This window comes from Enterobacter sp. CPE_E863 (assembly GCF_046521465.1).
Lineage (GTDB): Bacteria > Pseudomonadota > Gammaproteobacteria > Enterobacterales > Enterobacteriaceae > Enterobacter > Enterobacter adelaidei.
This window is the reverse complement of sequence record NZ_JBKFZX010000001.1, coordinates 3661503-3682249: the sequence shown is the minus strand read 5'-3', so window position 1 is coordinate 3682249 and position 20747 is coordinate 3661503. Positions and strand designations below refer to the sequence as shown.

Here is a 20747-nt window from a genome sequence, read left to right as displayed (position 1 = left end):
AATCATAAAAAAATGAATTTATCCGGAGAAGACCATGCCACGCCCACTCGACCAGACTGATACCGATTTGAACGCTGAAAATCTGCTGCGCTTGCCAGCGGAGTTTGGCTGCCCGGTTTGGGTCTACGACGCACAGATCGTTCGCGAGAAGATCGCCGCTCTGCATCAGTTTGACGTGGTGCGCTTTGCTCAAAAGGCATGCTCCAATATTCACATTCTGCGCCTGATGCGTGAGCAGGGTGTTAAGGTGGATTCCGTTTCACTGGGCGAAATCGAGCGTGCGCTGGTGGCCGGGTTTGATCCGAAAGCCGATCCGGATGCGATCGTCTTTACCGCCGATGTGATCGACGATGCGACGCTTGCGCGCGTCCATGAATTGCAGATCCCGGTAAATGCCGGGTCTGTGGATATGCTTGAGCAGCTAGGCCAGGTTTCACCAGGTCATCGCGTCTGGTTACGCGTGAACCCGGGTTTTGGTCATGGTCATAGCCAAAAAACCAACACCGGCGGCGAAAACAGCAAACACGGTATCTGGTATGCCGATATGCCAGCCGCGCTTGACGTGTTGCAGCGTTATAACCTGAAGCTGGTCGGCATTCATATGCACATTGGCTCTGGCGTGGATTATGCTCATCTTGAGCAGGTCTGCGGGGCGATGGTGCGTCAGGTTGTCGATTTTGGTCAGGATCTGGAGGCCATCTCCGCTGGTGGCGGGCTTTCTATTCCTTACCGTGAAGGTGAAGAGGCGATCGATACCGATCACTATTACGGTCTGTGGAGCGCCGCGCGTGACCAGATCGCTGCGCATCTTGGTCACGCTGTGAAACTGGAAATTGAGCCGGGTCGTTTCCTGGTTGCCGAAGCCGGTGTGCTGGTGGCGCAGGTACGCAGTGTGAAAGAGATGGGATCACGCCATTTCGTGTTGATTGATGCCGGTTTTAACGATCTGATGCGTCCGTCCATGTACGGCAGCTATCACCACATAACGGCACTGGCTGCCGATGGTCGCGATTTAACGCACGCGCCGCGCCGTGAGACGGTCGTTGCGGGGCCGCTGTGTGAATCGGGTGACGTGTTCACTCAGCAGGAAGGTGGCAAAGTGGAAACCCGCGCGCTGCCAGAGGTCAAACCGGGCGATTATCTTGTACTGCACGATACCGGTGCCTACGGGGCTTCTATGTCATCTAACTACAATAGTCGCCCGCTGCTGCCGGAAGTGCTGTTTGATAACGGCAAGGCACGGCTGATCCGCCGTCGCCAGACCATTCAGGAACTGCTGGCGCTGGAACTCATTTGATTAAAGTACGGCCCCGTGGTGACCGAATCGCGAAGTACCAGCGTGCCGGTAAACGGCGGGATCGCATCGACAGGCTGGTTTTTTGCCAGCCTGATGGCCTGATCGATAGCGGTGACAATCATATTGTCGATAGGCAGATAAACCGATGAAAGTGCAGGTTCCAGCCATTTCGCGCTTGGGGCATCGTCAAAACCGAACAGCGAAATATCCTGCGGGATCTTAAGCCCCGCCTGGTGTAACGCTTTGGATGCACCCAGCGCCATATCATCGTTACAGGCAAACAGGGCGCTAAACGACACGCCATCGGCAATGAGCTCTTTACACAGCTCATATCCCCGCGTCATTCCCGCATCGCCATACTTTACCCGGCGTTCGTCCAGACGAATGCCGTGCTTTTCCAGCGCCTTACGGTAGCCCATCAGTCTCGCTTTCCCGGTTGGGGTATGGATCGGGACGGTGATACAGGCGATCTCCCGGTGACCCTGATTGATCAGGTAATCCACTGCCTTAAAGGCAGCATCCTGTTGTTCGAAGAACACGCAGCGATCCGGCGCCTGGCTGACTTCACGGTTGATAACCACCAGCGGGGTTTGCACGGTATTCATCAGTTTGATGATCGCTTTTTCGCTCATATAGCGCGTGTACAGCACAATGGCATCACATTTGCGATCGGCCAGCATCTGCACTGCCTGTTCTTCCTGCTCTGGTGCGTCGTGTCCATCCGTGACGATCAGCTGTTTCCCGTGGGTTTCGGTCTGCCGTGATGCCTGTTGCAGAAGGCGACCAAAGTAAAAACCATCGAAGGTTGAGACGACCAGACCAATGCTGTTGCTGGTCTGGTTAGCCAGTGAACGCGCGAGAAAGTTCGGGCGGTAGCCCAGCTCTTCCATCGCAGCAAACACCTGCTGACGCGTACTCTCTTTAACCTGACCTGTGCCGTTCAGTACGCGCGATACCGTGGCCTTCGACACGCCCGCACGCAGTGAGACATCCAGCATTGTTGCCATTCTACATTCCTGCTTCCACGTAATGGTCTGCAGTTTAACACAGACCTCGCAGCGTATAAGCGATGCGGGGGACGCAAAACTTCTGCCACGATCACGCTTTTTGGTAACGATCCGCCCGCCGACATAACGGCCTGCCCGCAGTCAACGAAAATGGCCGGGTTCTGGTAAAATAGTGTACAAACTGGCCGTGGGCATCAGGCCTGAGCATCGAACTGAAAAACACAGGTAAAACATGGATAAGGCTAACATTCTGCCGCTTTACGCCGCACCGCAGTATGCGGAGCAAGTGACCGACTGGATCTGGCACGCCTTTGGTGAGGGGCTTCCCCGGGCGTTTTTTCATAGCATTGTTGAGCACAGCCAGACGCCGGGTGCTTTGCCATTGACCTTTATTGCTGTGCAAAACGAACAGCTTCTCGGCACTGTGGGGCTCTGGCGTTGCGATCTGATCACCCGGCAGGATCTCTTCCCGTGGCTGGCGGCGTTGTACGTTGACGACGCGGCGCGTGGTAAAGGGTTAGCCGGGCAACTCCAGCAGCATGTTATGACCTATGCTGCTCAGGCCGGGTATCGCGAGCTGCATTTGTGGTCTGCCTGCCGTGACTTCTATGAACGTTACGGCTGGCAATATATTGGCGATGCACTGGAGTACCCGAATAAAACGGTACACCTTTATCGCTATTCCTCTCCTGCTTCTGCTGGCGATGCTACGGAGTGACGGCGCACTAAGGTCGGGCTGAAGAGATGGGTAATGTCCGGTGGCTGGCGTTTCTCAGCCAGGGCTAACGCCAGCTCTGCGGCCTGCGTTGCCATCGTGATGATAGGATAACGTACCGTGGTCAGGCGCGGGCGCACGTAGCGGGAGACCAGCACATCATCGAAACCAATGAGTGAAATTTCTGACGGCACCTCAATCCCGTTGTCATTTAGCACCCCCATTGCCCCGGCGGCCATGGAGTCGTTATAACAGGCAACGGCGGTGAAATTTCGTCCACGGCCAAGCAGCTCAGTCATAGTCTGCTCACCGCCGCTCTCATCCGGCTCACCGTAGGCTACCAGGCGGTCATTACACGGGAGACCGTTTTCGCGCAAGGCATCGTAGTAACCTTGTAGCCGATCTTCCGCATCAGAAATGGGGTGGTTTGAACAGAGATAACCAATTCGTGTGTGTCCCTGTTGAATCAGATGACGGGTCGCGAGCCAGGCACCATAGCGGTCGTCGAGCGCCACGCAGCGTTTTTCAAACCCAGGAATAATACGGTTGATGATCACCATGCCGGGGATCTGCTTCATCAGATGAATAAGTTCGGTATCGGGAAGCATTTTGGCGTGAACAACCAGCGCAGCGCAGCGGTGGCGGATAAGCTGTTCGATGGCCTGGCGTTCTTTTTGTTCATTATGGTAGCCATTACCGATCAGCAAAAAATTGCCTGTCTGATAAGACACTTGCTCCACCGCTTTAACCATCGCGCCGAAAAAGGGATCAGACACGTCACCCACAACCAGCCCAATGGTTTCAGTGGACTGCTGGGCCAGCGCGCGGGCATTGGCATTGGGATGGTAGTTCAGGGATTCCATGGCGTTTTGCACAGCCTGGCGTGATGCGTCACTGGCTTTTGGCGAGTCATTAATCACGCGCGAGACGGTTGCCACCGAAACTCCTGCCAGACGGGCCACATCCTTTATTGTCGCCATTAAATACCTTCTTAGTGGGGGTAAGCGTTTACACACCCGGTAGTGTTGCGGAAAAGTGGTGCGCATTCAAGGGGAGTGGATTTCAGTTCTCCACAAACGTGACGCAGCACAACCCTGACGGTGTAATCGTTACACGACCAGTCATGTCTGAATAATGTCAATCTGAACCTTTAGTTACACTTTGCCTCAGGCTGTTGCGATTGTCCGATAGCGAGGACGTGAAAGAGGTTGGTAGAGTTGAGATCCCAGAGGTATTGATTGGTGAGAATTCTTAGTACGGTTTCGTACTCATCTCTTGCACCAACCTGCGCGGATGCGCAGGTTTTTTTTCGCCTCCACTTTAGCTGTCGCTCCTGTATCACTTCTCGTGTAATCTGCCACCATTTACTATCAACCCTCCACACTGGCTGGCAAAGGGAGTTGAGATGCTATTTGGGTTCTTCCGTACACTATTCCGTATTCTTTTTCGAATCCGCGTCACTGGCGATGCCCAGGCGCTTCGCGGCGAACGCGTTCTTATCACACCAAACCATATTTCCTTTATAGATGGCATTTTACTGGCGCTGTTTTTGCCTGTGCGTCCGGTGTTTGCGGTTTATACCTCCATCAGCCAGCAGTGGTATATGCGTTGGCTCACACCGCTGATTGATTTCGTGCCGCTCGACCCGACTAAACCGATGATGATTAAACATCTGGTACGTCTGGTGGAGCAGGGGCGTCCGGTGGTCATCTTCCCTGAGGGACGCATCTCGGTGACGGGCTCGCTGATGAAAATCTACGACGGCGCGGGGTTTGTGGCGGCGAAGTCAAAAGCCACCGTGGTACCACTGCGTATTGAAGGGGCGGAGTTAACCCGCTTCAGCCGTCTTAAGGGACTGGTAAAGCAGCGCCTGTTCCCCAAAATAACGCTGCATATTCTGCCGCCGACCTCGTTACCGATGCCTGACGCACCGCGTGCCCGCGATCGTCGTAAAATCGCGGGTGAAATGCTGCACCAGATTATGATGGAAGCGCGTATGGCCGTTCGTCCGCGCGAAACGCTCTACGAGTCCCTCCTTTCCGCACAATACCGCTATGGGGCGAAGAAAAACTGTATCGAAGACATCAACTTTACCCCGGATACCTATCGCAAACTGCTGACTAAGACCCTGTTTGTGGGCCGCATTCTGGAAAAATACAGTAAGAAGGGTGAAAAAATTGGTCTGATGCTGCCTAACGCGGGCATCAGCGCTGCAGTGATTTTTGGTGCCGTTTCGCGTGGTCGTATACCGGCGATGATGAACTACACGGCGGGTGTGAAGGGGCTGACCAGCGCCATCACCGCCGCTCAGATTAAAACTGTTTTTACCTCTCGACAGTTCCTGGATAAAGGCAAGCTCTGGCATCTTCCCGAACAGCTCACCCAGGTGCGCTGGGTCTTCCTGGAAGATCTGAAAGCAGACGTGACCACTGGCGATAAGCTGTGGATTTTTGCGCACCTGCTGATGCCGCGTCTGGCGCAGGTCAAACAGCAGCCGGAAGATGATGCGATTATCCTATTTACCTCTGGTTCGGAAGGTAACCCCAAAGGTGTTGTCCACAGTCACAAGAGTATTCTGGCGAACGTCGAGCAGATCAAAAGCATTGCTGACTTTACTGCGAATGACCGTTTTATGTCGGCGCTACCGCTGTTCCACTCCTTTGGGCTGACGGTGGGGCTGTTTACGCCGCTGCTGACCGGTGCTGAAGTGTTCCTCTATCCAAGCCCGCTGCATTACCGCATTGTGCCGGAGCTGGTGTATGACCGTAACTGCACCGTCCTGTTCGGGACATCTACTTTCCTGGGTAACTATGCGCGTTTTGCCAACCCGTATGATTTTTATCGCGTGCGGTATGTGGTAGCTGGCGCAGAAAAGCTGCAGGAGAGCACGCGTCAAATCTGGCAGGACAAGTTTGGTTTGCGCATTCTTGAAGGCTATGGTGTGACCGAGTGCGCACCGGTGGTTTCGATTAACGTGCCGATGGCGGCAAAACCGGGTACGGTTGGCCGAATTCTGCCGGGGATGGATGCGCGCTTGTTGGCCGTGCCGGGCATTGAGGATGGTGGCCGTTTGCAATTGAAAGGGCCAAACGTGATGAACGGTTATCTGCGCGTGGAAAACCCGGGTGTGCTGGAAGCGCCGACGGCGGAAAACGTTAAGGGTGAGGTTGAAACGGGATGGTACGACACCGGCGATATTGTCCGTTTTGATGAACAAGGTTTTGTGCAGATCCAGGGGCGTGCAAAGCGCTTCGCCAAAATCGCCGGTGAAATGGTCTCTCTGGAAATGGTTGAGCAACTGGCGACGGCCGTCTCCGCCGATAAGATTCATGCGACCGTGGTGAAGAGTGATGCCAGCAAAGGTGAGGCGCTGGTGCTGTTTACCACTGACAGTGAGCTTAAGCGCGACAGGCTACTTAGCTATGCGCGTGAACATGGTATCCCTGAACTGGCGGTGCCGCGCGATATTCGCTACCTGAAGCAGCTCCCGGTGCTGGGGAGCGGGAAGCCCGATTTCGTGACCCTGAAACGCATGGTTGAAGAGGCGGAACAGCAAAATGCGTGAGTCAGTACACACTAACACATCGCTCAGATCAAAAGGCATGATGGCGGTCATCGCCGCGCAGTTTCTCTCTGCGTTCGGTGATAACGCGCTGCTGTTTGCCACTCTGGCGCTGCTGAAAGCCGAGTTTTATCCAGACTGGAGCCAGCCGATCCTGCAGATGGTGTTTGTGGGCGCTTACATTATCTTTGCCCCTTTTGTGGGGCAGGTGGCGGACAGTTTCCCGAAAGGCCGGGTGATGATGTTTGCTAACGGCCTGAAATTGCTGGGTGCCGCAAGCATTTGTTTTGGTTTTAATCCGTTCATTGGCTATACGCTGGTGGGCATTGGCGCTGCCGCTTACTCCCCGGCGAAATATGGCATCCTCGGGGAGCTGACAACGGGTGATAAGCTGGTGAAAGCCAATGGTCTGATGGAGTCTTCCACCATTGCGGCCATCCTGCTTGGCTCCGTTGCGGGTGGGGTGCTTGCCGACTGGCATGTGCTGGCCGCTCTGGGGGTCTGTGCGGTGGTGTATGGCGGGGCGGTTGTGGCTAACCTGTTTATCCCGAAGCTGCCAGTTGCACGCCCGGGACAATCCTGGCGCTTTAAGCCGATGACCGGCAGTTTCTTCAACGCCTGTCGCGTGCTGTGGCGTAACGGTGAAACGCGCTTCTCCCTGATGGGAACCAGTATGTTCTGGGGAGCGGGTGTCACGCTGCGCTTCCTGCTGGTGCTATGGGTGCCGGTGGCGCTGGGTATCACCGACAATGCGACTCCAACCTACCTTAATGCGATGGTCGCAATCGGGATTGTTGTTGGTGCGGGGGCGGCAGCGAAACTGGTGACGCTTGAGACGGTGGCGCGCTGTATGCCGGCAGGGATCCTTATTGGCGTAGTCGTGCTTATTTTCTCGCTGCAACACGCGCTATTGCCAGCTTATGCCCTCCTGATCCTGATTGGTATTCTGGGTGGATTCTTCGTGGTGCCGCTGAATGCGCTACTGCAGGAACGTGGCAAGCAAACTGTCGGTGCAGGCAACGCCATTGCGGTACAAAACCTGGGTGAAAACCTGGCGATGCTGTTGATGCTGGGACTTTACTCGCTGGCGGTAAAAGTGGGCGTGCCGGTGGTGGGGATTGGCGTCGGGTTTGGTGGGCTGTTTGCGCTGGCGATTGCTGGCTTGTGGATCTGGCAGCGTCGGCGTTGAGTTCTTTGCCGGGTCAGGCGAAGCCGCCACCCGGCAAAAGCGTCCAGCTATGGTGCCGGGTATGTATATACCTGATTCACCGCTTCAATCTCCGCTAACACCTCTTCACTCAGGTTCAGATGGAAACTCTCAATGTTGGTTTTCAACTGTTCCACAGTGGTCGCGCCCAGTAGGGTGCTCGCAACAAACGGCTGACGCCGTACGAAGGCCAGCGCCATCTGCGCCGGATCAAGACCGTGACGTTTCGCGATATCTACATAGGCTGCAACGGCTTTCTGCGTCTGCTCGCCGCTGTAGCGGGTAAAGCGGCTAAAGAGGGTATTACGCGCGCCAGCCGGTTTCGCGCCGTTCAGGTATTTCCCCGTCAGCGTGCCAAATCCAAGACAGGAATAGGCGAGCAGTTCCACTTCTTCATACTGCGTCACTTCGGCCAGTCCAACTTCATAGCTGCGATTAAGCAGGCTGTACGGATTCTGGATGGTGACGATACGCGGCAGATCGTGTTTATCCGCCAGGTGCAGGTAACGCATCACACCAAAGGCCGTTTCGTTAGATACGCCGATGTAGCGGATTTTACCCGCTCGCTGGCACTCGGTCAGCGCTTCCAGCGTTTCCAGTAGCGTAACGGCAGGGGCGCTCTCATTCCAGCTGTAGCCGAGTTTACCAAAGCAGTTTGTTGGACGCTGAGGCCAGTGAACCTGGTACAGGTCGAGATAATCTGTTTGCAGGCGCTTCAGGCTGGCATCGAGCGCGGCACGGATATTCTTGCGATCGAGGATCTGATTTGGACGGATCCCAGCATCGTTATTACGTGCGGGGCCGCTGACTTTCGACGCAATGACCAGCTTTTCACGGTTGCCACGTTTTGTCAGCCAGTTACCGACGTAGGTTTCGGTAAGCCCCTGTGTTTCCGGACGCGGGGGGACAGGGTACATCTCTGCGACATCAATCAGGTTAATCCCCTGGCTGACGGCATAATCGAGTTGCGCATGGGCATCGGCTTCGCTGTTTTGTTCACCAAATGTCATCGTGCCCAACCCCAATTGGCTTATCTCCAGAGAGCTGTGGGGGATACGGTGATAATGCATAGCCGGCTTCCTTCAATAGACATGTAGACCGCGTCAGGAACTTCCCGACAAAGGAATATAAACATGGCAGAGGGGAAGCAAAAGGGGAAGAAAAAAATCAAAAAGGCCAGCAAGCGACTGACCTCTCTCTGTTTATCGCTCGATAATTTGTGAGACTTCGTCGCGGTTGATCTGCATTTTATTGCCTTGCTGATCGCGATAGCTGACCAGACCGGTATCATCATCCACTTCAGGTTTTCCGTCGGTCAGGATCATCCGACCATCTTTTGTCGCCATGACGTAATCGCTGCTACAGCCCGATACTGCAAACGCTAAGCCGACTGCTGAAATTAACACTGCCCATTTTTTCATCGTTATCGTCCTCACCTGGCTGGTATCAAATCATAGTGTAGTATTAACCCGATATGCCGGCAGGAGGAAGCGGTAAAATCTTAAAAACCAGATGATTATGTTTGGGATCTCTCAAAATGAGTAAAAAACTATGTTTTTAGTAAAAAATGGCGTGCAAGCACTGCGCCGGTGAAATTCTTTTTGAGATAAAAGCCGCGCGGCAACGTCAGTATTGGCTCGCCCTGCGCACCGATCGCTTCGGTAAGCGCTTTACTGTTGGCTGCCTTCGGGCGCAGCTGTAACACTTCCCCGTGTCGGGCTGTGATGCGCTCTACCTGGCCAAGAACGATCATATCCATCAGTTCCTCCCAGTCCAGACGCAATTGATGCTCCTCCTCTTCATTCGGGCTCCAGAGCAGCGGTGCGCCAACGCGACGATCGGCCAGTGGAATGTGGCGTTCACCTTCAACCGGTACCCAAAGCACGCGTTTCAGCTTATGGCGAACGTGGCTGGTCTCCCATGTCACACCGGTATTGCCGGTTAATGGCGCAACGCAGACAAAGGTGGTCTCAAGTGGCTTCCCCTGGCTGTCTATGGGAATGGTTTTTAACTCTACGCCAAGAGCCGCAAAATCTTGCTCTGGTTTACTCCCCGCATTGGCACCCAGCCACAGTTCAAGCAGCATGCCCGTCCAGCCTTTATCCCGTTTCAGATCCTTCGGGATCGGAATCCCGGCCATTGCCGCCAGCTCGCCCAGCGAAAAGCCAGCCAGGCGTTGAGCCTGCTGGAGCAACTGGCCTTCGCTGGATGGAGGTGAAAGCAAGGGTGTAAGCGGATGCATGAAGATAACCTTTTGATTAAAAAATAAACGAAGAAATTGTCCCCTGTGGATAGAGTTTAACTTTTTCTGTACGAATATTCCATGTGTATGATTTATAGGTTTTTTTATTAGTTTGAAATCGTTTCATCTGAGAAGAAAAACCGGTTGTTCAAATCTGGTCACTGACAATGAACAGGATCTTACACCATGTTATCCACAGAAAAATGGGATAACTGGGCATAACCCTGACTACTGTTTCAATTTACAGCCTTGACGTGCGATGAAAATCGAATTTTCAGACAATTTGTGCCTAACTTATTGGCACAATCTGTGGATAAAACCGACGCTGTTCGATCTTTCATCAGCGCGACGATCCCTGATGTGATGATCGTCACGCTATTCTGTGTTTTGTTTGTGATGACACACTTAACTGCATGAAAATAATACCATTATATAATATTGATGAAAGCGGGACGCAGACGGGGATTGAGGTTGTTCATCGGTAATCAGACACTTTTTCACAACTATATCCACAGAAAAGGTGAATAAAAATCCCTTTGCAGACTCTTATCTGTTTATAACTCAGCACTTATTTGTGAGTTATTCAAATGTTATTAGGTTGCAGGCCTGTAAGAGAGTGGTTTACCGCCTCCCTGTAGTGTGAAACAATCATTCATATATAAGGTTTAGTTTGGGGTAGTCCGGTGATTGATGACGATGGCTACCGCCCGAACGTAGGAATAGTAATTTGTAATCGCCAGGGCCAGGTAATGTGGGCCCGGCGATATGGTCAGCACTCCTGGCAGTTCCCGCAAGGCGGGATCAATCCTGGAGAGTCCCCAGAACAAGCGATGTACCGGGAGCTTTTTGAAGAGGTCGGTTTAAGCCGAAAAGATGTTCGCATCCTGGCTTCGACCCGCAACTGGTTGCGTTACAAGTTACCGAAACGTTTGGTGCGTTGGGACACAAAGCCGGTTTGTATCGGCCAGAAACAGAAGTGGTTTCTGTTGCAGTTGGTGGGCAACGATTCAGACATCAATATGCAAACCAGCAGTACGCCGGAGTTTGATGGTTGGCGCTGGGTAAGCTATTGGTATCCTGTTCGTCAGGTCGTGTCATTTAAACGCGATGTTTACCGTAGGGTGATGAAAGAGTTCGCAAGTGTGGTAATGCAGCTTCAGGAGATCCCCCCTAAGCCGCAGAGCGCACCTGCCTGGCGACGTAAAAGAGGTTAAGCTACGCAAATCATGCTCACCCGCTTGCGAGAAATAGTCGAGAAGGTGGCCAGTGCTCCGCGTCTCAATGAGGCGCTGAACATTCTGGTCACTGACATCTGTCTTGCGATGGAGACCGAGGTCTGTTCGGTGTATCTGGCCGACCACGATCGGCGCTGCTATTACCTGATGGCGACCCGTGGTTTGAAAAAACCACGCGGACGCACCGTAACGCTCGCATTTGATGAAGGTATCGTGGGTCTGGTTGGGCGGCTGGCTGAACCTATCAACCTTGCCGACGCGCAAAAACATCCCAGCTTTAAATACATCCCTTCCGTAAAAGAAGAGCGCTTCCGCGCGTTTCTTGGCGTGCCGATTATCCAGCGTCGCCAGCTGCTTGGCGTGCTGGTTGTTCAGCAGCGCGAGCTGCGTCAGTACGATGAAAGCGAAGAGTCTTTCCTCGTCACGCTGGCCACGCAGATGGCTGCGATCCTCTCCCAGTCTCAGCTTGCCGCACTTTTCGGTCAGTATCGCCATACTCGCATTCGCGCCCTTCCTGCGTCGCCAGGTGTGGCGATTGCAGAAGGCTGGATGGACGCCACGCTACCGTTAATGGAGCAGGTTTACGAAGCCTCAACGCTTGATGAAGCGCTTGAGCGTGAGCGTCTTACTGCTGCGCTGGAAGAGGCGGCGAATGAATTTCGTCGTTACAGCAAACGCTTTGCCGCAGGTGCGCAAAAAGAGACGGCGGCCATTTTTGATCTCTATTCACACCTGCTTTCCGATGCGCGTTTGCGTCGCGAGCTTTTTGCGGAAGTGGATAAAGGCTCAGTCGCGGAGTGGGCCGTTAAAAAGGTTATCGAAAAATTTGCCGAGCAATTTGCGGCACTGACTGATGGTTACCTGAAAGAGCGGGCGGGAGATCTCCGAACCCTGGGACAACGACTGCTGTTCCATCTGGATGACACCATTCAGGGGCCAAATGCCTGGCCAAAACGGTTTGTGCTGGTCGCCGATGAACTCTCCGCGACGACGCTGGCTGAGCTGCCTCAGGACAGGCTGGCCGGTGTGGTAGTGCGCGATGGTGCCGCCAACTCACACGCTGCCATTATGGTGCGTGCACTGGGTATTCCTACCGTGATGGGCGCAGATATCCAGCCGTCAGTGCTGCATCGACGCACGCTGGTTGTCGATGGCTATCGCGGTGAGCTGTTGGTTGATCCTGAGCCGGTTCTGCTCCAGGAATACCAGCGTCTTATCAGTGAAGAGAACGAATTAAGCAAGCTGGCAGAAGATGACGTTAACCTGCCCGCACAGCTAAAGAGCGGTGAGCGGATCAAAGTTATGCTCAACGCCGGCTTAAGCCCTGAGCACGAAGAAAAGCTTGGCAGTCGCATTGATGGTATCGGCTTATACCGCACCGAAATCCCGTTCATGCTGCAAAGTGGGTTCCCCTCAGAAGAAGAGCAGGTTGCGCAGTATCAGGGAATGCTGCAGATGTTTAACGACAAACCTGTCACCCTGCGTACTCTGGATGTCGGCGCTGATAAACAGTTGCCCTATATGCCGATCAGCGAAGAGAACCCGTGTCTGGGCTGGCGCGGGATCCGTATTACGCTCGACCAGCCGGAGATCTTTCTGATCCAGGTGCGCGCCATGCTGCGCGCGAATGCCGCGACGGGCAATCTCAGCATTTTATTGCCGATGGTCACCAGCATTGATGAGATCGACGAATCACGGCGCTTGATCGAACGCGCTGGCCGTGAAGTCGAAGAGATGATTGGCTACGCGATCCCGAAACCGCGGATTGGGGTGATGCTCGAAGTGCCGTCTATGGTCTTCATGTTGCCGCAACTGGCCAACCGGGTTGATTTTATCTCTGTCGGCACGAACGACCTGACGCAATATATCCTGGCCGTCGACCGTAACAACACCCGTGTCGCCAGTATCTACGACAGCCTGCACCCGGCGATAATCCGCGCGTTAGCGATGATCGCTCGTGATGCGGAACAGTACGGGATTGATTTACGCCTGTGTGGTGAAATGGCCGGGGATTCAATGTGCGTCGCGATCCTGATTGGTCTGGGATACCGCCATCTGTCTATGAACGGTCGCGCCGTTGCACGTGTGAAGTACCTGTTGCGGCATATTGAAATCGACGATGCCCGAGAGCTGGCTGTACGCAGCCTGGAAGCGCAACTGGCTACTGAAGTCCGTCATCAGGTTGCTGCGTTTATGGAACGACGCGGTATGGGCGGCCTGATCCGCGGCGGCCGCTAATCATCTTTCTCCCTCTCCCTGTGGGAGGGGGCACCAGCGCGCATAAAACCCTATACACATCTTTTACATCTCTGGCGCATCCTCCGCGCCCGCCTTATGCTATGATTCGCAACTTTGGAGCCTCTGCTTACGGCAGAATCGCATTTCTACCGCTGTCCACTTTCAGCGGAATAACAACATCTTGTGGTGACAGATGAACAGTGGTTATCTGCATTTTCCGGAATTTGATCCGGTCATTTTCTCAGTAGGACCTGTTTCGCTTCACTGGTACGGTCTGATGTACCTGGTGGGCTTCATTTTTGCCATGTGGCTCGCTGGCCGCCGCGCCAGCCGTCCTGGCAGCGGCTGGACCAAAAACGAAGTTGAAAACCTGCTTTATGCGGGCTTCCTCGGCGTGTTCCTCGGTGGCCGTATTGGGTATGTGCTGTTCTATAACTTCCCGGTATTCCTGAACGATCCGCTCTATCTGTTCCGCGTGTGGGATGGTGGTATGTCTTTCCACGGCGGCCTGATCGGCGTGATTCTGGTGATGGTGATTTTTGCCAAACGCACCAAACGCAACTTCTTCCAGGTTTCAGATTTTATCGCACCGCTGATCCCGTTTGGTCTCGGTGCTGGCCGTCTGGGCAACTTTATCAACGGTGAACTGTGGGGGCGCGTTGACCCAAGCGTGCCATACACGATGCTCTTCCCGGGCTCCCGCGCAGAAGATATCGCGCTGCTGCCATCACACCCGGAGTGGCAGTCTATTTTCGATACCTATGGTGTGCTGCCGCGCCATATGTCTCAGCTTTACGAACTGGCGCTGGAAGGCGTGGTGCTGTTTATCATCCTGAATCTGTTTATCCGCAAACCGCGTCCGATGGGGGCTGTTTCTGGCCTGTTCCTGATTGGCTACGGTGCGTTCCGTATCATCGTCGAGTTCTTCCGTCAGCCAGATGCACAGTTTACCGGCGAGTGGGTGCAGTACATCAGCATGGGGCAAATTCTCTCCATTCCGATGATTGTCGCGGGTGCCATTATGATGATTTGGGCGTATCGTCGTCGTCCACAGCAACAAATTTCCTGAGGAACCATGAAACAGTATCTTGAATTGATGAAAAAAGTGCTCGATGAGGGCACGCCGAAAAACGACCGTACCGGTACCGGCACGCTCTCCATTTTTGGCCACCAGATGCGCTTCAATCTGCAAGAAGGCTTCCCTCTGGTGACGACAAAGCGCTGCCATCTGCGCTCGATCATTCATGAACTGCTCTGGTTTCTGCAAGGCGATACCAACGTTGCGTATCTGCACGAAAACAACGTCTCAATCTGGGACGAATGGGCAGACGAAAACGGCAATCTGGGCCCGGTTTACGGTAAACAGTGGCGCGCATGGCCAACGCCTGATGGCCGCCATATTGACCAGATCACCACCGTGATGAACCAGCTGAAAAACGATCCGGACTCGCGTCGTATTATCGTTTCCGCCTGGAACGTGGGGGAACTGGATAAAATGGCGCTGGCCCCGTGCCACGCGTTCTTCCAGTTCTACGTGGCAGACGGCAAGCTCTCCTGCCAGCTCTACCAGCGCTCCTGCGACGTGTTCCTCGGCCTGCCGTTTAACATTGCCAGCTATGCGCTGTTAGTCCACATGATGGCGCAGCAGTGCGACCTGGAAGTGGGCGATTTTGTCTGGACCGGTGGGGACACCCATCTTTACAGTAACCATATGGAACAGACGCATCTCCAGCTGACCCGCGAACCGCGTGCGCTGCCGAAGCTGATTATCAAACGCAAACCGGAGTCTATCTTCGACTACCGCTTTGATGATTTTGAGATTGAGGGTTACGACCCGCACCCTGGCATCAAAGCGCCCGTCGCTATCTGATGTAGCAAAGCGTGACACAACCGGTGCTTTTTAGCGCCGGTTTTTTTTCGCCTTCATCCCGTTTCACGAAGCGTTATCCAGAAAGCGTGCAACACGCTGCAACTCGGTCGATTCTCTGGATAACGACTCGGAAAACAGCAATCCGCTGCTCGTCACCTTCACGGCACTTCGCCACACTCCCGGTATGAAAAAAGAGAATGGTTTTACGCTTATCGAAACACTGGTAGCGATTTCGTTGATTGTCATCCTCAGCGCGTCAGGGTTATACGGCTGGGACAGCTGGCAACGACAGCAGCGGCTGTGGCAAACCGCCAGTCAGGTTCGCGATTACCTGGTGTTTCTGCGCAACAATGCCAACCGGCACAACCGCGACCATCAGGTAACCCTTCAGCGGATTGGAGGCAGAGACTGCCTGGTGAGCTCAGTTATGAAGAGTTGCGAGAAGGGGAGTCCCTTTGTGCTGATGCCACTCTGGCCTGAAGTCACGGTGAGTGAACTAACACCGTCATTAGGGTTTTATGGATTAAGAGATACGGCATGGGCAGGGCGGATACGCATACAAAGTCGAGCAGGAGAATGGCTGATTATTGTCTCAAATGGAGGACGCATCAGAATGTGCAAAAGTTCAGGGGACGGTTCATGTCAATGAGACAGCGCGGTTTCTCACTGATTGAAGTGCTGATTGCTACGGCGATCAGCAGCCTTTTGCTGGTAAGCGCATCGCGTTTTTTACCCGGGTTGCAGCGGGTTGTACTACTGCAATCCGGCCAGCGAGAGCTGGAAGAAGAGGTCTGGCAGCGCCTGTTCGCCCTCGGTAAACATCTTCAGCGCGCAGGATATTGTGCCGGAAACTGTCAGGGACAAGGGCTGGTGATTGGCAGGGAAGGGAGCTGTGCCATTGTACGGTGGGATGCTAACAGTAACGGCAATTGGGATAACACCGCATCAGAAAATGACAGCACCGGTTTTCGTCTGGAAGCAGGAGCGCTGGAAATGCTGCGTGGGGCAACTTCGTGTGAAGGAAAGGGATGGGAAAAGCTCACCGAACCGGACAAGCTTGTGATCCTGCACTTTATGGTACGTAAAGTTGAGCATGCCGGTTTTGCACCAGAGTTGAATATCGAACTGACCGCCAGTCGTAAAGGTGAGCATAGGGAGCCATATCAGGCTTTATATGGGGTCACGGGGTATAACTTGTGAACCGTCAACGCGGAATGTCTTCGCTGGCGTTGGTTTTGCTTTTACTGGTGCTCGGTACTCTGATCCTCACCGGTCTCAACCAACAACTCACAACGTTTAGTGCGCTCGTGGGTGATGAGAGCCGTTCACTCCAGCAGCAGGCGTCTGTGCAATCTGCACTTGAGTGGGGACGCGTTCAGGATTGGTCGTCAGAGCCCCAGATTCAGTGCAAAAAGGCATCGTCATGGCGAGTTTGTTTACGGCTATTAAGTGAGAAGGATGTTTTGCTTATTGCTGGAGTCAACGACCTGCAGCTCTGGCGCACAGGAGAGATAATCGACGGCAAGATTCGCTTCTCGCCTCACGGCTGGAGTGATTTTTGTCCGCTAAAGGGGAGTGTGTTATGCCTGTTGCCATGAACAAAGAAAGAGGGTTTAGCTTGGTTGAGGTTCTCCTGGCGATGATGCTGATGGTGATAATCGTGACCGCACTGTCAGGTTACCACCGGGCACTGGCGACGCGGTTCACCTTGTTTAGCCAATATCGTCAGCTCTGGCACCATGCCTGGAACCAGTCCCAGCTCTCAACAAATGCACTACCGGAAGGCTGGCAGGCCAACCGGGGGCAGACAACGCTCGCCGGATGTGTCAGCATCACGGTTACACTTATTTCTCCTCTGGGGCGACGCGGTGAGATAACGCGTCTGCATTGCCCGGTTAGCCAGTAGTCGGGAGCGTCTATGTTAAGGGTTTACCACTCAAATCGTCTGGATGTGCTGGAAGCACTGATGGAATATATCGTTGAGGGCGGGCGGCTTGACGATCCTTTTGAGCCTGAAATGGTGCTGGTGCAGAGCACCGGTATGGCACAGTGGCTGCAAATGTCGCTTTCCCGCAAATTTGGCATTGCCGCGAACATTGAGTTCCCACTACCCGCGAGCTTTATCTGGGAGATGTTTGTCCGCGTGTTGCCGGATATCCCGGAGCAAAGTGCGTTCAACAAGCAAAGCATGAGCTGGAAGCTGATGGCGTTGCTGCCGGAAATGCTTCAGCGCGATGAGTTCGCGATGCTGAACCACTATCTCAATGACGATACCGATAAACGCAAGCTGTTCCAGCTCGCGTCGCGTACCGCCGATCTCTACGATCAATATCTTGTTTATCGTTCTGACTGGTTAATTCGTTGGGAAGCAGGTGAGCTGGTGGAGGGGTTACCGGAGGCGCAAATCTGGCAGGCGCCACTATGGAAAGCGCTGGTGGAGCACACGGAGAAACTTGGCCAGCCTAAGTGGCACCGTGCCAATCTGTACGATCGGTTTATCTCCATACTTGAAAATACGTCGGAGCGACCAGCCCGACTGCCATCACGCGTGTTTATCTGTGGAATATCTGCATTACCCCCAGTCTATCTCAAGGCGTTGAATGCGCTGGGTAAACATATTGATATTCATATTTTGTTTACCAACCCTTGCCGGCAATATTGGGGGGATATCCTCGACCAACGCTGGCTTTCGCGGCTGGTGACTCGCCAACGAAAACGCCTTTTTGAAGAACGAACCATCCCGCTGTTTAAAGACGGCTCGACTGCCGGGCAACTTTTCGATGAAGAAGGTATCCAGAACCTGCCCAATCCGCTGCTTGCTTCGTGGGGGAAGCTGGGGCGTGATTACATTCACATGCTTTCTGATATCACTTCATCAGGTGAAGGCGACGTGGATGCCTTTGTTGAGATCTCCCCGGATAGCCTGCTGCATAATATTCAGTTAGATATTCTGGAGCTGGAGAACCGTGCCGTCATGGGTGTTACGGCGCAAGAGTTTGAACGCAGCGACAGGAAGCGGAGGCTGGATCCTGACGATCGCAGTGTCACCATCCACGTTTGCCACAGCCCGCAGCGCGAAGTTGAAATCCTTCATGACCAGCTGTTGCACATGCTGCAGGATGATCCTGAGCTGACGCCGCGCGATATCGTGGTGATGGTGGCGGATATCGACAATTACAGTCCCTTCATTCAGGCCGTTTTTGGCAGTGCGACGGGTGAACGATACCTGCCTTACGCTATCTCGGACCGCCGTGCCCGTCAGTCTCACCCGGCTTTGCAGGCCTTCATCACCCTGTTGTCACTGCCTGATAGTCGGTTTATCTCCGAAGATGTTCTGGCATTACTGGATGTTCCAGTTCTGGCTGCCCGCTTCAACATCAATGAAGAGGGGTTACGCTACCTTCGCCAGTGGGTGAACGAATCGGGTGTTCGCTGGGGGATCGATGACGATAACGTCCAGTCGTTCGGACTCCCCCCAACTGGGCAGCATACCTGGCGGTTTGGCCTGACACGTATGCTGTTGGGATATGCCATGGAAAGCAGTCAGGGGGAATGGAATGAGGTACTGCCTTACGATGAGACCAGTGGGTTAATTGCTGAACTGGTGGGGCATTTGGCTTCACTATTGATGCAGCTTAACCGCTGGAGAAGTGAGTTAATGCAACCGCGTACTCTGGAAGAATGGCTCCCGGTTTGCAGGGCATTGCTCAATGATTTCTTCCTGCCAGACAGTGACACTGAAGCCGCAATGGCGCTCATTGAAACGCAGTGGCAGGCTATCGTCGACGAGGGCGTGAATTCCCATTATCACGAAGAGATCCCCTTGTCACTGCTGAGGGATGAGTTGACGCAGCGGCTTGACCAGGAGCGAATCAGTCAGCGTTTCCTGGCGGGCCCGGTGAATATCTGCACCCTGATGCCAATGCGTTCTATCCCGTTCAAAGTGGTGTGTCTGCTTGGCATGAATGACGGTATTTATCCACGTGCACTGGCACCACTGGGATTTGATCTGATGAGTGCTAATCCAAAGCGGGGTGACCGTAGTCGTCGTGATGACGATCGCTATCTCTTCCTTGAAGCGCTCATTTCCGCCCAGAGTAAGCTCTATATCAGTTACATCGGCCGTTCAATTCAGGACAACAGTGAGCGTTTCCCTTCTGTTCTGGTGCAGGAGCTGGTGGATTATATCGGACAGAGCCACTACCTGCCGGGGGATGAAGAACGTAACTGCGATGAAAGTGACAAGCGGGTGAAAGCGCATATCACCTGTTGTCATAGCCGCATGCCGTTTGACCCGGTGAACTACGTGGTGAGTGAGCACCAGAGCTATGCTCACGAGTGGCTTCCTGCGGCGAAAAAAGAGGGAACTGCGCATACCGATTTCATTCAGGCGCTTGACCCTCGGCCCATTGACACACTGACATTTGAACAGCTTCAGCGGTTTTGGGCGCACCCGGTGCGGGCCTTTTTCCAGCAGCGATTACAGGTCAATTTCCGCTCTGAAGAGAACGAAATTCCCGATGCGGAGCCCTTTACGCTGGAAGGGCTGGAGCGCTATCAGTTAAACCTGCAGCTGTTGAATGCACTGGTTGATCAGGAAGATGCTGACAAACTTTTTCGCCGTTACCGCGCAGCAGGGCAATTGCCTTATGGGGCGTTTGGTGAAATTGTCTGGGAGGCGCAGTGCCATGAGATGACAGCGCTGGCCGAGCGCGTAAGGGAGTGTCGACAACCCGGTAAAAGCATTGAAATTGATCTCAACTGTAACGGCGTTCAGTTGACGGGTTGGCTAACCCAGGTTCAGCCGGACGGGCTGCTACGCTGGCGACCTTCTATGCTTAGCGTTTCACAAGGGTTGCAACTCTGGCTGGAACATCTTGTCTACAGTGCGATGGGTAATAAAGGCGAAAGCCGGATATTCGTGCGCAAAGAGGGCGAATGGCGCTTCCCGCCGATGGAGTCTGAACAGGCGTTACGTTATCTGTCTTTGTATATTGAGGGCTACCGTCAGGGCATGAACAAACCACTTTTGTTACTGCCTGAGAGTGGCGGTGCCTGGATAAAAGCCTGTTATGACGTACAGAATGATGCAATGTTAACGGATGAGGCGTCACTGCAGAAAGCGCGAAGTAAATTTATACAAGCCTATGAAGGAAACATGATGGTACGTGGCGAAGGTGAAGATGTCTGGTATCAGCGCTTATGGCGTACTCTTGAACCAGAGTACTTCGAGACGATCACGGAAGAGGCACTGCGTTACCTGTTACCGTTGTTCAAATTTAATCAGTCCTGAGTGTTGTATAAAAATTGCACAGGAAAGGGTGTTCATTTATGATGCACCTGTTATCACGGACTGATGTACTCAAAGAAAGAG

The 20747-nt window shown here is 53.7% G+C and carries 18 protein-coding genes; 13 read left to right on the top strand and 5 right to left on the bottom strand.

Annotation, left to right across the window (positions count from 1 at the left end):
* The first annotated feature begins 34 nt into the window (after positions 1-34).
* The gene (gene lysA, locus ACLHV8_RS18060) at positions 35-1297 is read left to right on the top strand and encodes a diaminopimelate decarboxylase (RefSeq protein WP_208594059.1); all 1263 of its coding nucleotides are present in this window, start codon (positions 35-37) and stop codon (positions 1295-1297) included.
* Here lysA and ACLHV8_RS18055 read toward each other — a convergent pair.
* A complete protein-coding gene (locus ACLHV8_RS18055; protein ID WP_049006174.1) occupies positions 1267-2304 on the bottom strand; it encodes a LacI family DNA-binding transcriptional regulator in 1038 nt (345 codons plus the stop codon). The two genes, lysA and ACLHV8_RS18055, sit on opposite strands and share 31 nt — an antisense overlap.
* A 232-nt stretch (positions 2305-2536) precedes the next feature.
* Between ACLHV8_RS18055 and ACLHV8_RS18050 the strand changes: the two genes are divergently transcribed.
* Entirely contained in the window at positions 2537-3022 is a 486-nt protein-coding gene (locus ACLHV8_RS18050) for a GNAT family N-acetyltransferase (RefSeq protein ID WP_108090395.1), read from the top strand.
* Here the strand turns inward: ACLHV8_RS18050 and galR are convergent.
* Positions 2983-3999: an HTH-type transcriptional regulator GalR gene (gene galR, locus ACLHV8_RS18045; protein WP_049006176.1), complete on the bottom strand. Its 1017-nt coding sequence runs from the start codon at positions 3997-3999 to the stop codon at positions 2983-2985. The genes ACLHV8_RS18050 and galR overlap by 40 nt on opposite strands.
* A 425-nt stretch (positions 4000-4424) precedes the next feature.
* On the opposite strand from galR, the gene aas reads away from it, so the two are divergent.
* Positions 4425-6584 carry a bifunctional acyl-ACP--phospholipid O-acyltransferase/long-chain-fatty-acid--ACP ligase gene (gene aas / locus ACLHV8_RS18040; RefSeq protein ID WP_208594060.1) on the top strand — a complete coding sequence of 720 codons (2160 nt, stop codon included), beginning with the start codon at positions 4425-4427 and terminating at the stop codon, positions 6582-6584.
* The gene (gene lplT, locus ACLHV8_RS18035; protein ID WP_028016918.1) at positions 6577-7770 is read left to right on the top strand and encodes a lysophospholipid transporter LplT; all 1194 of its coding nucleotides are present in this window, start codon (positions 6577-6579) and stop codon (positions 7768-7770) included. The genes aas and lplT overlap by 8 nt, the downstream gene beginning before the upstream one ends.
* A 47-nt stretch (positions 7771-7817) precedes the next feature.
* On the opposite strand, the gene ACLHV8_RS18030 is transcribed toward lplT, so the two are convergent.
* The 3 genes from ACLHV8_RS18030 to mutH all read right to left on the bottom strand — a co-directional run bounded on the left by ACLHV8_RS18030 (position 7818) and on the right by mutH (position 10030).
* Positions 7818-8858, bottom strand: coding sequence for an NADP(H)-dependent aldo-keto reductase (locus ACLHV8_RS18030; protein WP_208594061.1), 1041 nt, complete (start codon positions 8856-8858; stop codon positions 7818-7820).
* A gap of 132 nt (positions 8859-8990) precedes the next feature.
* The gene (locus ACLHV8_RS18025) at positions 8991-9209 is read right to left on the bottom strand and encodes a YgdI/YgdR family lipoprotein (protein ID WP_028016916.1); all 219 of its coding nucleotides are present in this window, start codon (positions 9207-9209) and stop codon (positions 8991-8993) included.
* A 128-nt stretch (positions 9210-9337) separates the two neighbouring features.
* Entirely contained in the window at positions 9338-10030 is a 693-nt protein-coding gene (mutH, locus tag ACLHV8_RS18020; RefSeq protein WP_208594062.1) for a DNA mismatch repair endonuclease MutH, read from the bottom strand.
* Positions 10031-10713: 683 nt separating this feature from the next.
* Here mutH and rppH point away from each other — a divergent pair.
* The 9 genes from rppH to recC all read left to right on the top strand — a co-directional run bounded on the left by rppH (position 10714) and on the right by recC (position 20666).
* Positions 10714-11244: an RNA pyrophosphohydrolase gene (rppH, locus tag ACLHV8_RS18015; protein ID WP_013098553.1), complete on the top strand. Its 531-nt coding sequence runs from the start codon at positions 10714-10716 to the stop codon at positions 11242-11244.
* 12 nt (positions 11245-11256) lie between these two features.
* On the top strand, positions 11257-13503 hold the full coding sequence (gene ptsP, locus ACLHV8_RS18010; RefSeq protein WP_049006181.1) for a phosphoenolpyruvate--protein phosphotransferase: 2247 nt from the start codon (positions 11257-11259) through the stop codon (positions 13501-13503).
* A 193-nt stretch (positions 13504-13696) separates the two neighbouring features.
* Complete coding sequence (gene lgt, locus ACLHV8_RS18005; protein WP_023309046.1) at positions 13697-14572, top strand: prolipoprotein diacylglyceryl transferase; 876 nt, start codon at positions 13697-13699, stop codon at positions 14570-14572.
* A gap of 6 nt (positions 14573-14578) precedes the next feature.
* Positions 14579-15373, top strand: a complete 795-nt coding sequence (gene thyA, locus ACLHV8_RS18000) for a thymidylate synthase (protein WP_013098550.1) — start codon at positions 14579-14581, stop codon at positions 15371-15373.
* Between the two features lie 184 nt (positions 15374-15557).
* Positions 15558-16022 (top strand): prepilin peptidase-dependent protein, encoded by a 465-nt coding sequence (locus ACLHV8_RS17995; protein ID WP_028016913.1) that lies wholly within the window; start codon positions 15558-15560, stop codon positions 16020-16022.
* A complete protein-coding gene (locus tag ACLHV8_RS17990; protein ID WP_208594063.1) occupies positions 16013-16573 on the top strand; it encodes a prepilin peptidase-dependent protein in 561 nt (186 codons plus the stop codon). The genes ACLHV8_RS17995 and ACLHV8_RS17990 overlap by 10 nt, the downstream gene beginning before the upstream one ends.
* On the top strand, positions 16570-16971 hold the full coding sequence (locus ACLHV8_RS17985; protein WP_208594064.1) for a DUF2509 family protein: 402 nt from the start codon (positions 16570-16572) through the stop codon (positions 16969-16971). Before ACLHV8_RS17990 ends, ACLHV8_RS17985 begins: the two co-directional genes overlap by 4 nt.
* Complete coding sequence (locus ACLHV8_RS17980) at positions 16956-17279, top strand: prepilin-type N-terminal cleavage/methylation domain-containing protein (protein ID WP_208594065.1); 324 nt, start codon at positions 16956-16958, stop codon at positions 17277-17279. The genes ACLHV8_RS17985 and ACLHV8_RS17980 overlap by 16 nt, the downstream gene beginning before the upstream one ends.
* Before the next feature lie 12 nt (positions 17280-17291).
* Positions 17292-20666 (top strand): exodeoxyribonuclease V subunit gamma, encoded by a 3375-nt coding sequence (gene recC, locus ACLHV8_RS17975; protein WP_208594066.1) that lies wholly within the window; start codon positions 17292-17294, stop codon positions 20664-20666.
* Positions 20667-20747: the final 81 nt, after the last annotated feature.

Excerpts from the sequence above, each read along its gene's own strand:
- aas (WP_208594060.1), top strand. The coding sequence starts at position 4,425 with ATGCTATTTGGGTTCTTCCGTACACTATTCCGTATTCTTTTTCGAATC.
- lgt (WP_023309046.1), top strand. The coding sequence starts at position 13,697 with ATGAACAGTGGTTATCTGCATTTTCCGGAATTTGATCCGGTCATTTTC.
- ACLHV8_RS17990 (WP_208594063.1), top strand. The coding sequence starts at position 16,013 with ATGTCAATGAGACAGCGCGGTTTCTCACTGATTGAAGTGCTGATTGCT.
- galR (WP_049006176.1), bottom strand. The coding sequence starts at position 3,999 with ATGGCGACAATAAAGGATGTGGCCCGTCTGGCAGGAGTTTCGGTGGCA.
- thyA (WP_013098550.1), top strand. The coding sequence starts at position 14,579 with ATGAAACAGTATCTTGAATTGATGAAAAAAGTGCTCGATGAGGGCACG.
- recC (WP_208594066.1), top strand. The coding sequence starts at position 17,292 with ATGTTAAGGGTTTACCACTCAAATCGTCTGGATGTGCTGGAAGCACTG.
- lysA (WP_208594059.1), top strand. The coding sequence starts at position 35 with ATGCCACGCCCACTCGACCAGACTGATACCGATTTGAACGCTGAAAAT.
- lplT (WP_028016918.1), top strand. The coding sequence starts at position 6,577 with ATGCGTGAGTCAGTACACACTAACACATCGCTCAGATCAAAAGGCATG.
- ACLHV8_RS18025 (WP_028016916.1), bottom strand. The coding sequence starts at position 9,209 with ATGAAAAAATGGGCAGTGTTAATTTCAGCAGTCGGCTTAGCGTTTGCA.
- ACLHV8_RS18050 (WP_108090395.1), top strand. The coding sequence starts at position 2,537 with ATGGATAAGGCTAACATTCTGCCGCTTTACGCCGCACCGCAGTATGCG.
- ACLHV8_RS18030 (WP_208594061.1), bottom strand. The coding sequence starts at position 8,858 with ATGCATTATCACCGTATCCCCCACAGCTCTCTGGAGATAAGCCAATTG.
- ACLHV8_RS17995 (WP_028016913.1), top strand. The coding sequence starts at position 15,558 with ATGAAAAAAGAGAATGGTTTTACGCTTATCGAAACACTGGTAGCGATT.
- ACLHV8_RS18055 (WP_049006174.1), bottom strand. The coding sequence starts at position 2,304 with ATGGCAACAATGCTGGATGTCTCACTGCGTGCGGGCGTGTCGAAGGCC.
- mutH (WP_208594062.1), bottom strand. The coding sequence starts at position 10,030 with ATGCATCCGCTTACACCCTTGCTTTCACCTCCATCCAGCGAAGGCCAG.
- ptsP (WP_049006181.1), top strand. The coding sequence starts at position 11,257 with ATGCTCACCCGCTTGCGAGAAATAGTCGAGAAGGTGGCCAGTGCTCCG.
- ACLHV8_RS17980 (WP_208594065.1), top strand. The coding sequence starts at position 16,956 with ATGCCTGTTGCCATGAACAAAGAAAGAGGGTTTAGCTTGGTTGAGGTT.